Source organism: Kluyvera genomosp. 3 (assembly GCF_011765685.1).
Classification (GTDB): domain Bacteria; phylum Pseudomonadota; class Gammaproteobacteria; order Enterobacterales; family Enterobacteriaceae; genus Kluyvera; species Kluyvera georgiana_A.
Map to the genome: position 1 here is coordinate 2,760,611 of NZ_CP050321.1, position 17,919 is coordinate 2,778,529.

Annotated in this window: 18 protein-coding genes; 7 read left to right on the forward strand and 11 right to left on the reverse strand. The window is 55.5% G+C overall.

Translation table 11 applies throughout. The features are described from left to right. Positions 1–36: 36 nt before the first annotated feature. Genes GY169_RS12955 through GY169_RS12965 form a run of 3 tightly spaced genes read right to left on the reverse strand, consistent with a single transcriptional unit; the run spans position 37 to position 1,797 of the window. On the reverse strand, positions 37–321 hold the full coding sequence (locus GY169_RS12955) for a heavy-metal-associated domain-containing protein (protein ID WP_064545815.1): 285 nt from the start codon (positions 319–321) through the stop codon (positions 37–39). Continuing rightward, positions 318–674, reverse strand: coding sequence for a hypothetical protein (locus GY169_RS12960; protein WP_157093548.1), 357 nt, complete (start codon positions 672–674; stop codon positions 318–320). The genes GY169_RS12955 and GY169_RS12960 overlap by 4 nt, the downstream gene beginning before the upstream one ends. Further along, positions 652–1,797, reverse strand: coding sequence for a transglutaminase-like domain-containing protein (locus GY169_RS12965; protein ID WP_167575996.1), 1,146 nt, complete (start codon positions 1,795–1,797; stop codon positions 652–654). Before GY169_RS12965 ends, GY169_RS12960 begins: the two co-directional genes overlap by 23 nt. A 502-nt stretch (positions 1,798–2,299) precedes the next feature. Between GY169_RS12965 and GY169_RS12970 the strand changes: the two genes are divergently transcribed. Beyond that, positions 2,300–4,000, forward strand: a complete 1,701-nt coding sequence (locus GY169_RS12970; protein WP_411908089.1) for a penicillin-binding transpeptidase domain-containing protein — start codon at positions 2,300–2,302, stop codon at positions 3,998–4,000. A gap of 23 nt (positions 4,001–4,023) precedes the next feature. Here the strand turns inward: GY169_RS12970 and GY169_RS12975 are convergent, their stop codons facing one another. Then, complete coding sequence (locus GY169_RS12975; protein ID WP_167575998.1) at positions 4,024–4,926, reverse strand: alpha/beta hydrolase; 903 nt, start codon at positions 4,924–4,926, stop codon at positions 4,024–4,026. Positions 4,927–5,215: 289 nt separating this feature from the next. Between GY169_RS12975 and GY169_RS12980 the strand changes: the two genes are divergently transcribed. From GY169_RS12980 to GY169_RS12990, 3 genes are read left to right on the forward strand one after another with little or no spacing between them, the layout of a single operon-like run. Continuing rightward, positions 5,216–6,283: an ABC transporter substrate-binding protein gene (locus GY169_RS12980; protein WP_167575999.1), complete on the forward strand. Its 1,068-nt coding sequence runs from the start codon at positions 5,216–5,218 to the stop codon at positions 6,281–6,283. Further along, a complete protein-coding gene (locus tag GY169_RS12985) occupies positions 6,270–7,277 on the forward strand; it encodes a FecCD family ABC transporter permease (RefSeq protein WP_167576000.1) in 1,008 nt (335 codons plus the stop codon). Before GY169_RS12980 ends, GY169_RS12985 begins: the two co-directional genes overlap by 14 nt. Beyond that, positions 7,274–8,032 carry an ABC transporter ATP-binding protein gene (locus GY169_RS12990; RefSeq protein WP_167576001.1) on the forward strand — a complete coding sequence of 253 codons (759 nt, stop codon included), beginning with the start codon at positions 7,274–7,276 and terminating at the stop codon, positions 8,030–8,032. The genes GY169_RS12985 and GY169_RS12990 overlap by 4 nt, the downstream gene beginning before the upstream one ends. Here GY169_RS12990 and GY169_RS12995 read toward each other — a convergent pair. From GY169_RS12995 to GY169_RS13010, 4 genes are all read right to left on the reverse strand, one after another. Then, positions 8,007–8,747 (reverse strand): substrate-binding domain-containing protein, encoded by a 741-nt coding sequence (locus GY169_RS12995; RefSeq protein ID WP_167576002.1) that lies wholly within the window; start codon positions 8,745–8,747, stop codon positions 8,007–8,009. The genes GY169_RS12990 and GY169_RS12995 overlap by 26 nt on opposite strands. Positions 8,748–8,814: 67 nt before the next feature. Further along, on the reverse strand, positions 8,815–9,651 hold the full coding sequence (locus GY169_RS13000) for a shikimate dehydrogenase family protein (RefSeq protein ID WP_167576003.1): 837 nt from the start codon (positions 9,649–9,651) through the stop codon (positions 8,815–8,817). Further along, the gene (locus GY169_RS13005; RefSeq protein WP_163447411.1) at positions 9,641–10,990 is read right to left on the reverse strand and encodes an MFS transporter; all 1,350 of its coding nucleotides are present in this window, start codon (positions 10,988–10,990) and stop codon (positions 9,641–9,643) included. Before GY169_RS13005 ends, GY169_RS13000 begins: the two co-directional genes overlap by 11 nt. A gap of 90 nt (positions 10,991–11,080) precedes the next feature. Then, positions 11,081–12,931, reverse strand: coding sequence for a bifunctional sugar phosphate isomerase/epimerase/4-hydroxyphenylpyruvate dioxygenase family protein (locus GY169_RS13010; protein WP_167576004.1), 1,851 nt, complete (start codon positions 12,929–12,931; stop codon positions 11,081–11,083). A gap of 133 nt (positions 12,932–13,064) precedes the next feature. Here GY169_RS13010 and GY169_RS13015 point away from each other — a divergent pair, with 133 nt between their 5' ends. Then, complete coding sequence (locus GY169_RS13015) at positions 13,065–13,703, forward strand: TetR family transcriptional regulator (RefSeq protein ID WP_163447409.1); 639 nt, start codon at positions 13,065–13,067, stop codon at positions 13,701–13,703. 8 nt (positions 13,704–13,711) lie between these two features. Here GY169_RS13015 and fumD read toward each other — a convergent pair whose 3' ends face one another. After that, positions 13,712–13,927 (reverse strand): fumarate hydratase FumD, encoded by a 216-nt coding sequence (fumD, locus tag GY169_RS13020; protein ID WP_163447408.1) that lies wholly within the window; start codon positions 13,925–13,927, stop codon positions 13,712–13,714. A 465-nt stretch (positions 13,928–14,392) separates the two neighbouring features. Here fumD and pykF point away from each other — a divergent pair, with 465 nt between their 5' ends. Continuing rightward, the gene (gene pykF, locus GY169_RS13025; protein WP_163447407.1) at positions 14,393–15,805 is read left to right on the forward strand and encodes a pyruvate kinase PykF; all 1,413 of its coding nucleotides are present in this window, start codon (positions 14,393–14,395) and stop codon (positions 15,803–15,805) included. A gap of 311 nt (positions 15,806–16,116) precedes the next feature. Next, positions 16,117–16,353, forward strand: a complete 237-nt coding sequence (locus GY169_RS13030) for a major outer membrane lipoprotein (protein WP_002908860.1) — start codon at positions 16,117–16,119, stop codon at positions 16,351–16,353. A 64-nt stretch (positions 16,354–16,417) separates the two neighbouring features. Here GY169_RS13030 and GY169_RS13035 read toward each other — a convergent pair whose 3' ends face one another. After that, positions 16,418–17,392 (reverse strand): L,D-transpeptidase family protein, encoded by a 975-nt coding sequence (locus GY169_RS13035; RefSeq protein WP_163447406.1) that lies wholly within the window; start codon positions 17,390–17,392, stop codon positions 16,418–16,420. Positions 17,393–17,502: 110 nt separating this feature from the next. Further along, positions 17,503–17,919: a cysteine desulfuration protein SufE gene (gene sufE / locus GY169_RS13040; RefSeq protein WP_163447405.1), complete on the reverse strand. Its 417-nt coding sequence runs from the start codon at positions 17,917–17,919 to the stop codon at positions 17,503–17,505.

A 17,919-nucleotide genomic window follows, 5' to 3' on the forward strand; every position in this document is an offset into this window, starting at 1 on the left:
ATTAAAAAACCCGCCGTCATGGCGGGTTTTCTTTATTTACTGCACCACGCTTTCGCCGTGGATTTCCCCTTTAAATCCGGTTTTAGCAATCGCCGCTAATAACCGCTGATTATCAAAATTCTCCGGCACCACCACTTCCGCCTGACGCGTTTTCAGCGAAGCTTTCGCCTTAATGACGCCATCGGTGCTGCGCAGCGCCTGGTTAATGGAAATCACGCACAGCGGGCAGTTCATTTCGCCGACATCAATGGTGACCAATTTATCGGCCGCCCAGCCCAGTGGCGTAAACATCAGTAACGCCAGACACACGGCTTTTTTCATTCCATCCACTCCCAGATCCAGGGTAATACATAAGGATAGGTAATCAAGGCCAGCACTAACGGCACCGCCAGCCAATACAACCACACCAGCACCCGACGGCTTACGACGTTAACGCATACCGGTTTCGACGACAGATGCAGACGCCAGAATCCGCGCGCCATCAGACCAACGGCGACAATAATCATCGGGATTTGCAGCCAGGACGCCCCCGGAATACCCACCAGCCCGGCAGCGGAAACCCCAAACACCAGATACAGTAGCGGCCCAATGCAGCACAGCGTTGATGCGCCCGCGGCTACGATCGCCGCGAGCAACGTTAACACGCCGCCCTTAATGCTGTTCGACGCTGACATAGTCGTAGCTAAAAGCAGCTGGGTCGTAGAAATTCAGCGGATCGCCGTCGACTTCCGCATACGGATAGCCCAGGTTATTCACGTCACCCTGCTCCGCGGCTGGCGACAGTGCGAAATCACGCGCGTGGTTGAATCCCACCCAGTTCATTTCCCAGTTACCAAACAGATAATCGTTCACCGCGGTGACCGCCGGGTCGCCATTCTCTTTTTTCTCTGTCAGACGCATTTTGGTCACGTCTGCCGGGTCTGCTGGCATCCAGCCGAAACCGGCTAACCAGAACATCGCGCGGCAGTGTTGACCGCCGCTGATTTTGGCCACGCCTTTATCGTCGGCGCTGCCAAATGCTTTCGTGGAGTATTGATTAAGCTTGCGGCTCGCGCCTAAACGGATGCCAAACATTTCACGTGCCGGAATGCCGACCGCACGGCACAGTGCGACAAACACCGAGTTAATGTCGGTGCATTTGCCACCGAGCTTGCCGGTTTTCAGGATCTCCCCGACATCGCCGGTTCCGCAACCTATGACCGCGTCATCACGATGCATATGGGTGCTGACCCAGTCATGAATCAGACGCGCCTGTTTCAGCGGCGCTTTTTCGTTGCCGATAATTTTCAGCGCGGTCTCTTTCACCAGCCCATCCACCGGAATATGCGCCGTCGCCTGCAGGAAAGGTTTAATCTTATCGGGGATCACCGCCCCTTCCCCCGGCAACTGCCAGTCAGTGAGACGATTGTCTTTCAACACTTCCCAGTCGCGGGTTTCAATTTCCATCTCCACGTTAATATTCAGCGGTCCGTTTGAGGCCGGCCACGTCACGTACAGCACTTTCGCGCCATAGCGATTATTGGCATTCAGCGTGGCACTTTGATAGTTGCCGCTGAAGGAGAGATTGATCAGTTGCTGGAAGGCGGTCTCTTCCGGGATGGGGATCCACAAATTCACCTTCCCGGAAGAGCCTTCCGGTGCCTTCAGGCTATAGGTTTGGGTCATAATGAAGCGGCGGTATTTGCCGGAAGATGAGACAGCAGGCTGAGCCTGCGTTTCTGTTTTAGCAAAAACCGGGCTCACCAGACCCAGCGTTGAGAGGGCTGCAGCACCTTTCAGGAAGTTACGCCTTTGCATTGTGTATCCTTCATCACCAGAAAAAGCTGGCGCTTAACCCCGCACCTGCGGAGGTTGGCCGCTATTATGCGGCCATGTATTCATCACCACAATGAATAAGAGGCCATAAAATCCCTTATGGTTAAAATGTCTCAGGCCAGAACAGCATGATGTTATAAAAATGATAAAAACGGAGGCCTACAGATTATTCTGATTAACGCCTTTTCATAAGAAAAATACCCATATAATTTCAGAGGTAAAGTATCTCGTTGCAGGTTCATGCTTGTCGCTATTCTTCACGATTTACCCCCTGATTTGCTGAGCATACCGTGCGTGAATAAGCCCGTGACGATGAAATAATATGTTAACTTAATGGCTTGTTATCAATAGCATTAGCTGTAAACTGTTTCGCGAAGTCGCCTGTAAATGGGTATTTATATTGCATTAATGCGGCCATTGATAAATCCCGGCCGGCGGGCAATTTAAAATAAAAAATAAAAATTCATGTGGTTTTATGTTACAAATGAAAAGAAAATCAACAGAAAAACAAAATAAAGACTCATTTATTACGTCTCGTTACACAATAATTTGTCTGGGCATCCTTGGCTGCCTGGGGGTTTTATTGGTTAGAGTCGCCGACCTGCAATTTTTAAATCACCCTATGCTGGCAAAAGAGGCCGATCAGCGTTCACTGCGCACCGTCGTGTTGCCGACAAACCGCGGCACGCTGGTCGACCGCGATGGCGAGGCGCTCGCCATGAGCGTCCCGTCACGTGACGTTGTGGTCGATCCGGTCAAAATTGTTGAGGCCAGTCCGAATTTCCGCGATGCAAAATGGCAATATCTCGCTTCCGCGTTGAATACCACCCCCGATCAAATTGCGAACAAAATTTATCAGAATGCGCACCGTCATTTTCTATTCCTGGGACGCAAAGTTGAGCTTGGGATTGCGAAAGATATCGCCGATCTGCATATAAAAGGTATCAGCGAGGTATATGACGACAGTCGCTTCTACCCAATGGGGGAAGCGGCAGCGCCTTTAATCGGTATTGTAGGGGCCGATAATAATGGCCTGAACGGCGTAGAACGTGGCTACGATTCTATTTTACAGGGCGAACCGGGCAAGGAAATTTATCGCAAAGACGCTAATGGCGGTATTATTAACGTCCTCGATTATGACGCGCCAAAACAGCCGCCAACCGTTCAACTCAGCATTGATAAATTTGACCAATATACGCTGTACAGCAAACTGCGCGACGGCGTGCTGCTGAATAAGGCGGACTCAGGCGCGGCGGTGCTGGTCAAAATTGATACCGGTGAGATCCTGGCTATGGCTTCTTACCCCTCGTACAACCCCAACAATTTCGATAACGCCACACAAACGCAAATGCGTGATGTGGCGATTAACGACAGTTTCGAACCCGGTTCCACGGTCAAGCCGTTGGTGATTATCGAGGGGCTGGAGAGAAACATTATTCAGCCAAATACTTTGCTGGATACCACCCCCTATCGCGTCAATGGCCATCTGATTCGCGACGTGGGCCATTGGCCACAGCTGACGCCAACCGGTATTCTGCAAAAATCGAGCGATATCGGCGTTTCTCATATTGCGCTGGCGATGCCGGCACAGGCGCTGGTTGATACCTATCAGGCGTTCGGTCTCGGCAAACCCACCGGCCTGGGGCTTAGCGGGGAAAGCGTAGGCTATTTTCCGCTGCACCGTCGGCAGTGGGCTGATATTGAACGCGCGACCTTCTCCTTCGGCTACGGATTACGCGTCACGCCGCTGCAGATAGCCCGCGAATACGCCACTCTGGGTTCGTTTGGGGTGTATCGTCCCCTGTCGATCACCAAAGTGACCCCGCCGGTAATGGGCCAGCAGGTGGCCGATCCGTCGATCGTTAAAACCGTGGTACATATGATGGAAAGCGACGTGCTTCCCGGCGGCAGCGGCGTGCGGGCGGCGGTGCCGGGGTATCGGCTGGCGACCAAAACAGGGACCGCTGAAAAACTGGGCGATAGCGGCAAGTATGACGGCGGCTATGTGAACTACACAGCAGGCGTCGCGCCGGTGAGCCACCCGGAAGTCGCACTGGTCGTGGTCGTTAACAACCCCACTGCCGGTACTCACTTCGGCGGTTCCGTCGCGGCGCCGATTTTCGGCAACATCATGGGGCCGGTATTGAAGAATATGAATATCGCGCCGGACGCGCTGATACAGTAGGCCCCCAAATTTGGCTGCGGTGTTTATCGTTCCCGCAGCCATTTTTCATACTGCTCAGGCCACGCGAGAGTTTGGGTTCCAGCCCTGCCCATCCCAAAGCCATGCCCCCCGGAAGGATAACGATGCATTTCTACCGATACGCCTTCACGGAGGCAGGCCGTCTGTAAAATTAAGGTATTGTGCGGATCGGACACCGAATCATCTTCCGCCTGAACCAGAAACATCGACGGAGTCGTTGGCGTCACGTAATGTTGTACTGACCAGGCGGCATCCTGCGCCTGCGTCGCATTCTTCCCCACCAATACCCGATGCGTTGAAGTGTGGCTGTAAGGTTTCTCCAGCGTCACGATGGGATAAATCAGCGCCGCGCCATCAGCTCGCGCCGGTAGGCTGTCCAGCGCATCAAGCGGCGTATAGCTGCGCTCTTCAGCGCGCGTTGCCGCCATTCCCAACAGATGCCCTCCGGCGGAAAATCCCAGCACGCTCACCCGCTTCTCCCGCTGACGGATGATGCGCAACGCCCGCTGGGCATCCTGTAAAGCAACGCGAGAGCCGTCGTGCCAGCCTTCTCCCGGCAGGCGGTAGCTGAGTATATAAGCGGTATAACCTCGGGCTACCAACCAGCGCGCGGCGGGCCAGCCCTCCTTCGCCATCTCAACGCGGGTATAACCACCGCCCGGTGCGACCAGCACGCCGTGCCCATTCGCCCTGAACGGCATCAGAATCGTGAGGAAGGGAACGGCAATATGACGCTGCGCCCCATGCACACTCAGTTGCACTGGCCCCGTTGGACCGCCGCCGGGCGGAATACCCGGCCATAGTGGCAGCATCTCTGTCGAGACGTCTGAGGGCGTGGATAAAGACAGCCCCGCCCTCGCCGCCAACAGCGTGGCACTCAAACCGAGAAGAAATTGACGGCGCCGCATAGTGTCACTCTGACGCGAAAAGAGTTTTCAGTTAAGCAGATAAATAAGAGGGAAAAATGAAGACTGTCGGGCTAAATTCTAAAAAAAACCTCGAGCTGTAGATTTATACAGAATCTTCATTGCCAGGGTTCTACGCACCGCTATAGGAATGCGGTAATCCCCTGCGGATCTTTTCGTCGCTGGGTATTTTCTCATAAGCCATTCGGGGTATTCCGCCCACAGGATTTGCATTTTTCTTCGTTATATAATCAAATACACATCGATTAATTCCCTCCTCGATGAGCAATACATGTCTACATTACAACGTTTACTCCTGAGCTTGACGCTGGCCTGTGCCAGTCTGACAGCCGCAACGCCTGCGCTGGCCGAGCGCACCGTCACCGATCAACTTGGTCGCAAAGTCACCCTGCCTGATACCGTGAATCGTGTTGTGGTGCTCCAGCACCAGACGCTCAACCTGCTCGTGCAGCTCAACGCCGCCGACGATATCGTCGGCGTATTAAGCAGTTGGAAAAAACAGCTCGGCCCAGAGTTCGCGCGCTTTATGCCCGGCATTGTCAAACTGCCGATGCCCGGCGATCTGACCCAGGTGAATATGGAAAGCCTGCTGGCGCTGCATCCGCAGGTGGTGTTTATCGCCAACTACGCGCCAGCGGCGATGATTCAGCAGATAACGAACGCCGGGATCCCGGTAGTAGCCATTTCTCTGCGCCAGGACGCGGCGGGTGAGAAAAACAAAATGAATCCCTCGATGGCCAATGAGGAACAGGCATACAACGACGGGCTCAAGCAAGGTATTCGGCTGATTGGCGAAGTGGTCAACCGCACCGCCCAGGCGGATGCATTGATAGACTACACCTTTGCCGCACGCGCCAAATTTAACGCGCCGGTCGCGGATATTCCGGCGGCGGAAAAAGTGCGTGTTTATATGGCCAATCCGGACCTGAACACCTACGGTTCCGGTAAATACACCGGCCTGATGATGCAACATGCCGGGGCGATGAATGTTGCCGCCGCCACGGTAAAAGGCGCGCGTCAGGTTTCGCTGGAACAGGTATTACAGTGGAATCCACAGGTGATTTTCGTGCAGGACCGTTATCCCGAGGTGGTCAAGCAGATCGTCAACGACCCGCAGTGGCAAGGCATTGACGCGGTGAAAAATCATCGCGTGTGGCTGATGCCGGAATACGCGAAAGCCTGGGGCTACCCCATGCCGGAAGCATTAGCCATAGGCGAACTGTGGATGGCGAAAAAGCTCTACCCGGAACGCTATAAAGATATTGATGTCGACACGCAGGCTCAGGATTACTACCAACGCTTTTATCGTACCGACTGGCGGCCAAATGCGCATCAGTAGTCACGCCAAAACGGTACAGGCTGGCCTGATGCTGCTCACTCTGACCGTGGCGGTGTCTTCTCTCTGTCTGGGTCAATACAAACTGTCAATAGGCCAGGTGCTGGCTCAGTTTGCTCAGCCGCATAATACGTCGGCGATCGCCCATCAGATTGTCTGGGACGTTCGCCTACCGCGTATTTTGCTCGCCCTGCTGGCCGGCGGTGCGCTTGGCCTGTGCGGTACCACCTTACAGGGCGTATTCCAGAACCCGCTGGTGGATCCGCACATTATCGGCGTCACCTCCGGCTCCGCGTTTGGCGGGACGTTGGCAATTCTGCTCGGGCTGAGTATGCCGCTGATGATGGCCACCACTTTCTTCTTTGGTCTGCTGGCGCTGATGCTGGTGTATCTGCTGGCAGCACTTCAGGGTCGAGAGAATACGCTGGTGCTGATTCTCGCGGGGATCGTGCTCAGCGGTTTCTTCGCCGCGCTGGTCAGCCTGATGCAGTACCTGTCAGATACTGAAGAAGTGCTCCCCAACATCGTCTTCTGGCTTCTGGGCAGTTTCGCGACCGCCAACTGGCACAAAGTCCTGTTGTTGACCCTTCCAGTGATCGCCGCCGCGCTGGTGCTGTACCGGCTGCGTTGGCGCATCAACCTGCTGTCGCTGGACGACAAAGATGCCCGCGCGCTGGGCGTCAGCGTCACCGCACTGCGCCGCGGCGTACTGCTCTGCTGCGCACTGCTGGTTGCCGCGCAGGTGGCGGTCAGCGGCAGTATTGCCTGGGTGGGGCTGGTGATCCCACATCTGGCGCGGATGCTCTGCGGTGCCGATCATCGTCGTTTGCTCCCCTGTGCCTTCTGGATGGGGGCCTGTTTTATGATTGTGGTCGATGACCTCGCGCGCACGCTGACCGCCGCCGAGATTCCCATTGGGATCATTACCGCGCTGGTCGGCGCCCCCTTATTTGCCGTGATGCTGGTACGGGCCAGCCGTAAAGGGATGCTGAAATGACACCGACGCTAACGCTATCGCAGCTGGAATATGGTCATCAGTCTGCGCTGTTTACGCCGCTGAACCTGCATTGCCAGCCCGGTGAGATATGGGCCGTCCTTGGTGCCAACGGTCGCGGTAAAAGTACCTTACTCGATACCATTACCGGCGTTTTACCGGCGCTTGCTGGCAGCGTGAAGGCTTCCGGCGGAGTGGGGATCGTGCCGCAGTCATTCCGTCCGGCCTTCGGCTGGCGGGTAAAAGAGGTGGTGCTGATGGGGCGTGCGCGACATATCGCCCTTTTCGCTCAGCCGCAGAAAGAAGATGAACGTCAGGTGCTTGATGCGCTGGCACAGCTAAATATCGCTGACCTGGCCGAGACGCTATTCAGCACCCTCTCTGGCGGCCAGCAGCAACTGGTGATGATCGCCCGCGCGCTGGTCGGCGCCAGTCAGAATATCCTGTTGGATGAACCCTGTTCAGCGCTTGACCTGGGCAATCAGCAAACGGTATTGCAGCTGATTAGCGATCTGTCACACAACCAGTCGCGCACGGTGATGTTTACCACGCACGATCCCACGCATGCGCTACAGGTCGCCAGCCACACGTTGCTGCTGATGCCGGGCAACCAGTGGTTGGCCGGGCCAACGTCGGAGGTGGTGCAGGAAGCGAATCTCCAGCATGCTTACGGCGTGCAGGTCCGTCGGCTCCAGCTTGAGGGGTATCCGTCTCCGGTGGTGACGCCGCTCTTTAGCATTCGTCGCCCGGCGACATAAACCCGGCGTCGCGTAAACAGCGCTGCCCCTCTTCACCGAGGATAAACCGGCAGAACGAGTGCGCGGCGTCACGTTCATCCAGCAGTGTCAGGTAGTATTCACAGCAGATGTTCCACGGTGCAGGAATCGTCACACATCGTATTTCTGCCTGATTCGCCAGTGCCGCCGCATAGTGCGCATAGCCGATAAACAGATCGACGTGCCCTTCATCAATTAACCATCGACTGGCGATGACGCCGTTCGGTAGCGTGAGCGAATCGCGGCCGCCAACCAGCGGTATTGCGCGCTGTTTTAGCGCGTGGCCCAATCCAGGATGGCTCTGTTCAATACGCTCAAACAGCTGCCACGTATAGTCGCCGGAAGGATCGCACTGCGGTGTGGAGGTTCCCAGCCGCAGCGTTGTATCCGCCAGCAGCTCCAGCCACGTTTTCCCCGTCGTCTGCGGCGTATTTCGAACAGTCAACATCAGCGTGTTACGGGCGAACAGATGGAGACCGCGGGCGCGCCCCGTATCACAAAGCGTTTGCGGATGCTGACGGTTCGCCGAGGCAAACAGCGAGCACCGCTCGCCATTCTCGATCCGTTCACGCAGAAGACCCGCCGGGCCAAAAACCAGCGAAACCGGAATACCGGTCTGTGCGGTAAACGCCGCCTGGAGGGGAATCAATGCGCGGCGAAGGCTTCCCGCCGCCATCAGTGTCAATGTGGAGTGCATAAGCGCAAGGTCATAACCCGAACATAAGCGTTATATTATCCGGGCTATTACGCTATTGACCAGCACTTTAGTAGCGAATTTCCGCCAGCGCCTGCAGTTGCTCCGGCGTCGCCACCGGCAGATGGAAGAAGTCCAGGTAGGCCGGGATCATTTCAAACAGCATATCGGTCCCCCGCTGCACCGGGCAGCCGCGGGCCATCGCTGCCTGTAGCAACGGTGTGTATTCCTGCTTCATCACCACCTCGCCGACAAACGTCCCCGCATCAAGACGTTCGACATCCAGCGGGAGCGGATCGCCGGGCGACATACCGAGCGGCGTTGCGTTGACCACCAGCGAATGCCCCGCCGGATCGCTCGCCATCACCGTCAGCTTCAGCTGCGGATAGTGCGCGAGCAAACGATCGGCCAGCGCCTGCGCCGCGCTTTCGCGGGCATCCACCAACGTCAACGCGCTAACGCCTGCCGATGCGAGCGAGGCGGCAATCGCTGACCCCACGCCGCCGCTGCCCACCACCAGCGCTCGCGCGCCAGTAGTGCGAAACCCCTTGCGCTGAATACCGCGCACAAAGCCGTCGCCATCAAACATATCGCCGGTCAGCGAACCGTCGGCTTCCCGGCGAATCGCGTTGCAGGCTCCGGCAATCTGCGCGGTGGGGCTCATCCGGTCGACCAGTTCGCAGGTGGCGATTTTATGCGGCATGGTCACCAGCGCCCCCGCGATGTTGGTGAGTGAAAACAGCGTGGGGATCAGCGCCGCATAGTCTTCCGGCTTCACGCCCATCGGCACCACTTTGACATCCACGCCCTGGTCGGCAAACCAGGGGTTGTAGATCATCGGCGCTTTAAAACTTTCGGTTGGATAACCCAAATGAGCAATTAACCGCGTATGCCCACTAATTTGCATGTGTCCCCTCCTGCTCAGGCAGATCCAGTTCGATGCGCTTCACGTCACCGAGAATAAACACATACGCCACCACGCCGAGCAGCGCAGCGCCGCCGATGTAAACCAAGGCGTAGAAGAAATTGCCAAAGGCGGCAACGATAAAACCGATCACCAGCGGCGTGAGAATACCCGCCAGATTGGCGCAGAAGTTAAACAACCCGCCGGTCAAGCCGCCCAATCCTTTTGGCGCCATGTCGGAAATTAAGGTCCAGCCAAGGCCGACCATCCCCTGCCCGAAGAAGGCAAACGACATGACCAGGATCACCGCCGTGTCGCTCGAAAGCCAGTTGGCGCTGATAATGCTGCTCGCCATCAGCAGGCCGGCGATAATCGGCAGCTTACGGCCCAGATTGGCGCTGCCGGTCGCTTTCAGCAATTTGTCAGACACCCAACCGCCGAACATCACGCCGCCCGCCGCCGCCAGGAATGGCAGAATGGCAAAGAAGCCAACCTTCAGCCATGGCATATGACGTTCGGTGGCCAGATAGGTCGGGAACCAGGTCAGGAAAAACACCAGCACGGTATTGCCCGCAAACTGACCAATACTGGCACCAATAATCTGCCGTTTGCGTAACAGCTGGCGGACCAGCGGCCAGCTAAAGGCTTTACGCTGCTCGGCGCCGGTGGTCATGCCGCCGCCCGCGGTGATGTACTCGCGCTCCTGCTGACTCAGACGGCGGTCCTCATGCGGTTCGCGATAGTGACGCCACCAGACCAGCGCAAACAGCAGCCCGACCACGCCAACGGTAATAAACAGCGTGCGCCAGCCAAAACCATCCATGATCCAGAACAGCAGCGGCGCGAAGCAGGCCAGTCCGAGATATTCACCAACGGTATAAACGGCGGTCGCTTTTGCGCGCTCGTGCTGCGGAAACCACGCGCTGACCACCCGGCTATTGACCGGAAAGCACGGCGCTTCGCTGACGCCAAGGCCAAAACGGCACAGCAGCAGCGTTTTCAGCCCCACGGCGAAACCGTGGAACAGCGTGAACAGCGACCAGAAGCTAAGGGCCAGGAAATAGGTCACCTTATTACCAAAGCGGTCGAGGAACATACCGCCCGGAATTTGCGCCAGCGCATAGGTCCAGGCAAAGGCGGAAAAGACAATCCCCATCACCGCCGCGCTGATACCCAGCTCCTGAGTGAGCTGCGGTGCAGCGATGCCCAGCACGGTGCGGTCGAGATAGTTAATCATGGTCCCCACTGCCAGCAGCGCCAGAATACCAATGCGCCGCCGGGAGCGGGGTACCGCGTTAACCGCCTCAGCGGTAGCCACGCGATTTTGGCCGAGTGAGTTCATAGTGTTTACCTGTCGTTGTCGAGTGCAGATGAAAGTTTATAGTTATGGTCTGTCCTTCGCCGTCAGCGTACCGGGTGGTACATCTTTCCGCTAACGGTACTGCATAGCCGCCAGTCGCACAGCGGCATTGACCGCGCCATATTGCGCGTAGCCGTGGCGTCTTTCGGTTAATTCAAAGAAGAAGCGTCCTTCGCTGAACGGCCAGGTGTAGCGATGTAAAAACTCGCCGCCGGCACCGTCGCGATCGTAGAGAATCTGCTGACGCTGCAAGGTTTCCACCTGGGCCGCGTCGCCGAAGCGCGCCTGTAAATCCTCGTAATAGTTGGCCGGTACCGGCAGCGACAGCGAGGCCGCCAGCGGCTGATTTTCCAGGAAAGTGGGCAGATCGTCGCTGGCGAACGCCGCATGCTGTAAACCGGCCCCCTGATAACACGCCACCGAGCGGGCGATCTGCGTCGCGCGGCTTTGGGAAATATTCAGCGCCAGACGCACATTACCCTGCGGGCTTTGCACCGCCAGGCTGCGCACCAGGCCGTAAGGATCGGGCATGGTCTGCTCATGTTCCAGCGTGAACCCCAGCACCGCACGGAAGAACATCACCCAGTTATCGCGGCTGTCAGCCTCCATACCGAGCGCCAAATGGTCGATACCTAAAAGCTGTCCGTCGGTCGCCGCATCGGTAAGATTGAAATCCTGCGCGTAGATATCTTTCTCATCATCCACCAGATAAACCAGACTGCCGTCCGGCGCGCACACCGCCGGGATGGTACTCTCATTCGGCCCGACCTCTCCCTGCCAGGTCGCATAGCCGTAAGCTCTGGCGCGGGCGACGATCGGCGCGCTAGCGCTGACGCGCAGAGCCATCGCGCACAGTGAAACGCCGTGACGTTGATAGAAGTGATCGGCCCAACTGTACGGTTGATAGTTAATAATCACCCGCGCACCGCCGTTGCTCCACAGCGCGACCTGTTTGGAACGGTGCATCCCCGCCAATTGAAAACCCATGCCATTGAGCATGACGCCCAGCTTTTTCGCCTCAGCGGGGCTGGCGGCAAACTCAATAAATTCGATGTCTTTAAAGGTTGGGAGATCGGCAGTGTGAAAGAGTTCGGCGTCGCTTTCTCCCAGCGCGCGGCGGGTTTGCTCCTCCAGCCACAGCAGCGAGCGATAACCATCTTTCGCCGTCGCGCCGTTCGGTGAGGCGCGGAAACCGTCGTTAAAGATCTCCAGCGACCATGGCCCACGGTAGCCTAAGCGGGTCAACTCACGGGTAAATTCCACCAGCGGCAGTTCACCCTGCCCAGGGAAACAGCGGAAATGGCGGCTCCACTCGAGCACGTCCATTTTCATCAATGGTGCGTCGGCGAGCTGGAGGAAAGTGATTTTGTCCATTGGCACTTCGTGCAAGCGGCTAAGATCGTCACCGAGCGCCAGAATATGGAAGCTGTCGAGCACGATGCCCATCGCCGGGCTATCCACCGCTTTCACCCGCTCCCACGCCTGATACCAGCGGTTTACGTGGGCCCCCCACGCCAGCGCTTCATATCCAATACGGATATTTTCCTGCTCCGCGAGCGTCGCCAGCGCCCGCAGGTCAGCCACCTGCTGTTCGAAATCGGCGGAGCTGTCAGCCTGCACGTTGCTGCACAGCAGCAGCGTGTCGCAACCCAGTTCATGCATCAGCGCAAACTTGCGCTTCGCTCGCGCCAGGTTGGCCGCGAACTGGGCCCGTGTGCCGCCCTCAAAATCGCGAAACGGTTGAAACAGCGTGATTTTGAGCCCCAGATCGTCGGCCATGTTACGGACATCCGCTGGCGTACCGGTATAATAGAGCAAATCGTTTTCGAAGATTTCAACGCCCTGATAACCCGCCGCTGCAATCGCGCTCAGTTTTTCAGGCAGGGTTCCGGAAATGGATACGGTAGCAATAGAACGCAACATAGTTTCACCTGGCTCACGCTGTAACAGTTGCATCGAATATGAATCATTTGGTTCAGCGACGCCAGAATTGGTTGCTAAATTGTGATCATTGTGTGTATTTTTTGTGCCCGGTAAAAAATGAACAGGAGTTGTTATGTCAGCCATTGCTCAAGATGAAGCACAGTCGCTAAAAACACGGATTTTTACCGCCGCCATTGCGGTGTTCGCCGAGCATGGGCTAGCTGGCGCACGCATGGAGCAAATTGCCTCCGAGGCGCAGACCACTAAACGGATGGTGGTTTACTACTTCAAAACCAAAGAGCTGCTGTACCAGGCGGTTCTGCAATATGTTTATTCGCGCATTCGCGAAACGGAACAACAGCTCGGGCTGGAGAACCTGCCGCCGGTCGAGGCGCTGGTACAATTGGTGAAATGGAGCGTTCGCTATCATGTCGAACATGCGGACTTTATGCGGATTATCTGTATGGAGAATATGCAGCGCGGAAAATGGCTGCTGGCTTCCGGCGATTTAAAGCGCCTGAACAAAAGCGCCCTCTCCCTGCTGGAGCAAATTCTGCACCGCGGACAAGAACTGGGGATTTTTCAGCCCGCACTCGAGGCCCGCGACGTTCATCGGCTCATCAGCAGCTTCAGCTTCTATCAGGTGTCGAACTTCTACAGCTTTAATAGCCTCTATCTTGAAGGTCCGCTTCCGGATATTGATGATGAAGCGCTCATTCGCCATCACAGCGATCTGGCGGTGAAATCGATTCTGCGCTTCGTTATCGCCTAATCAGCGAGTTACGGCTGCCCTGAAAGCGCCGTGACCACTTTTTGCATCGCTTCACGCGTCAGCTCAGCGCGCTGGACCTTATTATTCGCCAGCGCCGTGCGCAACACCCCGGCAATCACAATATGCTTAGGTTCCTGCCCTAAATCGCGCATTTCCAGCACCACTTTGCCCACTACGCGACACATTTCCTGGTATAAAACGTCGTCTTTCGCCTGATTTCCCATCGTTTACGCTCGCTAATTTCCATTAATAATCAATTTATTATTGGTTCGTTTCGCCCAGAAAGCAAATTCACGCCAGGCAGAATGCGCGAGCAAACCGCGTGTTGCGCATCGCGCGTGTTACATTTTCACAAAAAAATCGTTTTTGTTTTGTTAATTAGCCAGTTTTGTTTTTGAAACAGCGTTTTTATTTTCTTTTTTCGCCATAACATCGTATAATCCGCCGCGTTTCTTTCTTGAATGGTTTCAGCTCATTGGACTACATCAATAAACGATTAAAACATCGCCTTTTTGACTATGCTGAACCTCTAGCACACTTTCCTCTGCACGCTTTTTTTATGTCACCTATTCTTATGGCGTGGCATAGCAACTTTCGTAATACAGGTTTGACTCCGTGGCCGTGCGCGCATGGAGCGAGAATTCAAAATCCTAATCCTTCTCAATCTCAACTTAAAGACTAAGACTGTCATGAAAAAGACCAAAATTGTTTGCACCATCGGGCCGAAAACCGAATCCGAAGAGATGTTAGGCAAAATGCTCGACGCGGGCATGAACGTTATGCGTCTGAACTTCTCCCACGGCGACTATGCTGAACACGGTCAGCGCATCCAGAACCTGCGCAACGTGATGAGCAAAACCGGTAAGAAAGCCGCTATCCTGCTGGATACCAAAGGCCCGGAAATCCGTACTATCAAGCTGGAAGGCGGTAACGACGTTTCCCTGAAAGCTGGCCAGACCTTCACTTTCACCACTGACAAATCTGTTGTCGGTAACAGCGAAATCGTTGCTGTGACCTACGAAGGTTTCACCAAAGATCTGTCCGTTGGTAACACCGTACTGGTTGACGATGGTCTGATCGGTATGGAAGTCACCGCTATCGAAGGTAACAAAGTTATCTGTAAAGTGCTGAACAACGGCGACCTGGGTGAAAACAAAGGCGTTAACCTGCCGGGCGTTTCTATCGCTCTGCCGGCACTGGCTGAGAAAGACAAGCAAGACCTGATCTTCGGTTGCGAGCAGGGCGTCGACTTCGTTGCGGCTTCCTTTATCCGTAAACGTTCTGACGTCGTTGAAATCCGCGAGCACCTGAAGGCGCACGGCGGTGAAAACATCCAGATCATCTCCAAAATCGAAAACCAGGAAGGCCTGAACAACTTCGACGAAATCCTCGAAGCTTCTGACGGCATCATGGTTGCTCGTGGCGACATGGGCGTTGAGATCCCGGTTGAAGAAGTTATCTTCGCGCAGAAGATGATCATCGAAAAATGTATCCGCGCGCGTAAAGTGGTTATCACTGCGACCCAGATGCTGGATTCCATGATCAAAAACCCGCGTCCGACCCGCGCTGAAGCTGGCGACGTGGCTAACGCCATCCTCGACGGTACCGACGCAGTGATGCTGTCCGGCGAATCCGCGAAAGGTAAATACCCGCTGGAAGCGGTCACCATCATGGCGACCATCTGCGAACGTACTGACCGCGTGATGACCAGCCGTCTGGAATTCAACAACGACAGCCGTAAACTGCGCATCACCGAAGCCGTTTGCCGTGGCGCGGTTGAAACTGCAGAAAAACTGGACGCACCGCTGATCGTGGTTGCCACCCAGGGCGGTAAATCCGCACGCGCTATCCGTAAATACTTCCCGGATGCCACCATCCTGGCGCTGACCACCAACGAAACCACCGCGCGTCAGCTGGTGCTGAGCAAAGGCGTTGTCGCTCAGGTTGTCAAAGAAATCAACTCTACCGATGATTTCTACCGTCTGGGTAAAGAAGTCGCTGTCGAAAGCGGCCTGGCACAGAAAGGCGACGTAGTTGTGATGGTTTCCGGCGCGCTGGTTCCGAGCGGCACCACCAACACCGCATCCGTGCACGTACTGTAATAATTCACATACTTATTATAGTTTGCCTAAAAAAGCGCCCCTCGGGCGCTTTTTTTATACATTCTGATAACGGAGCTCAATAAATAATCCAATAGGCTGTCACTATTTAAACTTCGATTATCTAAGATGAATCCGATGGAAGTCCTCTGTTTTCACACACTTTTTCCCCGTAAAACCGTAAAGTCGATGCTTCTTTGAGCGAACGATCAAAAATAAGGGAAATCGCATAAAAAAATATTCTCAATATAAAAAAGTTTGTGTAATACTTGTAACGCTACATGGAGATTAACTCAATCTAGAGGGTATTTATAATGAATCGTACTAAACTGGTACTGGGCGCGGTAATCCTGGGTTCTACTCTGCTGGCAGGTTGCTCCAGCAATGCTAAAATCGATCAGCTGTCTTCTGACGTTCAGACTCTGAACGCTAAAGTTGACCAGCTGAGCAACGACGTGAACGCAATGCGTTCCGACGTTCAGGCTGCTAAAGACGACGCAGCTCGTGCTAACCAGCGTCTGGACAACCAGGCTCACTCTTACCGTAAGTAAGAGTTCTGGTAATAAAAATGGCGCACATTGTGCGCCATTTTTTTTGCCTGCGATTTACCCTTTCCTACTGCGTCACAGTTTCTGAGGCCACTGTACTATTCTGCGCCGACAGCACCGATGCCGCGCCCTTCCCCTCAGAGACAATCACCGGATACCCGGCACGACGCGACAGCGCGCTTTTCACCTGTCCTTCACTCGCCTGTTCAGCAAACTGCTTGAAGCCCGACGACAAGGTCATCTTCATGGTTTGCGTATCCTGCGCTTCGTTCTGCGACAACGGGCGATGCACTTCCAGATAACGTGTGCCGTTCGGCTCTACCGCATACTTCACCGGCTCATTAATCACCCGCACCGGCGTGCCGCTGCGCACCTGCGCGAACAGCGCCTTGATGTCCGGCGCATTCATGCGAATGCAGCCCGAGCTCACGCGCAGGCCGACGCTATCCGGCGCGTTGGTGCCATGGATGAGATATTCGCCGTTACCGTATGCCAGACGCAGCGCATAAAGCCCCAGCGGGTTATTGGGCCCGGCAGGCACGACCGGCGGCAATGTAACGCCACGCTCCAGAGAACGCTTGCGGATACCCGCCGTCGGCGTCCAGGTCGGGTTTGGGATCTTCTGTCCTACCCGAGTCGTCATTTCCGGGGTTTCCAGCCCCTGCAGGCCAATACCAATCGGATAGACCTGTACCTGCTGTTCGCCCGGCGGGAAGTAGTACAGGCGCAGTTCGGCAAGGTTAACCACAATCCCTTCGCGCGGTACGTCCGGCAGCAGCATCTGCGATGGAATGGTCACCACGGTACCGGGACGAGGAACCGGCGCGATCGTATTGTTGGCTTCAAGAATGAGCATCGCCGCCGTATCAAAGCGGCGGGCGATCGCCTGTAGGTTCTTATCCCCCTCCTGAACGGTGTAGGTTTGATTGTGGCCGATTAAACGGCTATTGGCTGGGGGTAATGGATAGTCGACTGCCCAGGCGCTGGAAATCGCGCTGAGGGCGCCTAAAATGCTGAGTGTTAAGAGGGACGCGCGCTTCATATCTGGATTCCTTATTCATATTCACTGACAACATGCCAGAAAGCTGAACCACCAGCGTGGTGAGCTGCTCGCCCACCTTTCGTAACAGAATGAAAGCTGTCTATTTGATATTAGCTAAAACTCGCCGCCTGCGTGCGGATCGCACGAATCATCGCCTCCAGCCCCTGAGAACGCGATGGTGTAAGATGCTGAGCCAGCGCCATTTGTTCAAACCAGGGGCGCACATCAAAGGCCTGTACATCCGCGGCGGTCATCCCATCGTAAAGGATAAAGACGACGGCAATCAAGCCTTTAACAATCGCCGCATCGCTGTCTCCCTGTAGCGTGATATGCCCTTGCGCATCGCGCCCCATCACGATCCATACCTGGCTCTGGCATCCCTGAATGATATGCTCCGGGCTATGCTGCTCGGGGCTGAGGGGGGGCAGCCGCTGGCCCAGTTCGATGATATAGAGGTACTTCTCTTCCCAGTTGGCGCAACGGTTGAAATTGCGCAACAGTTTGTCTTTGTCAGGTAAAGCCGCCAT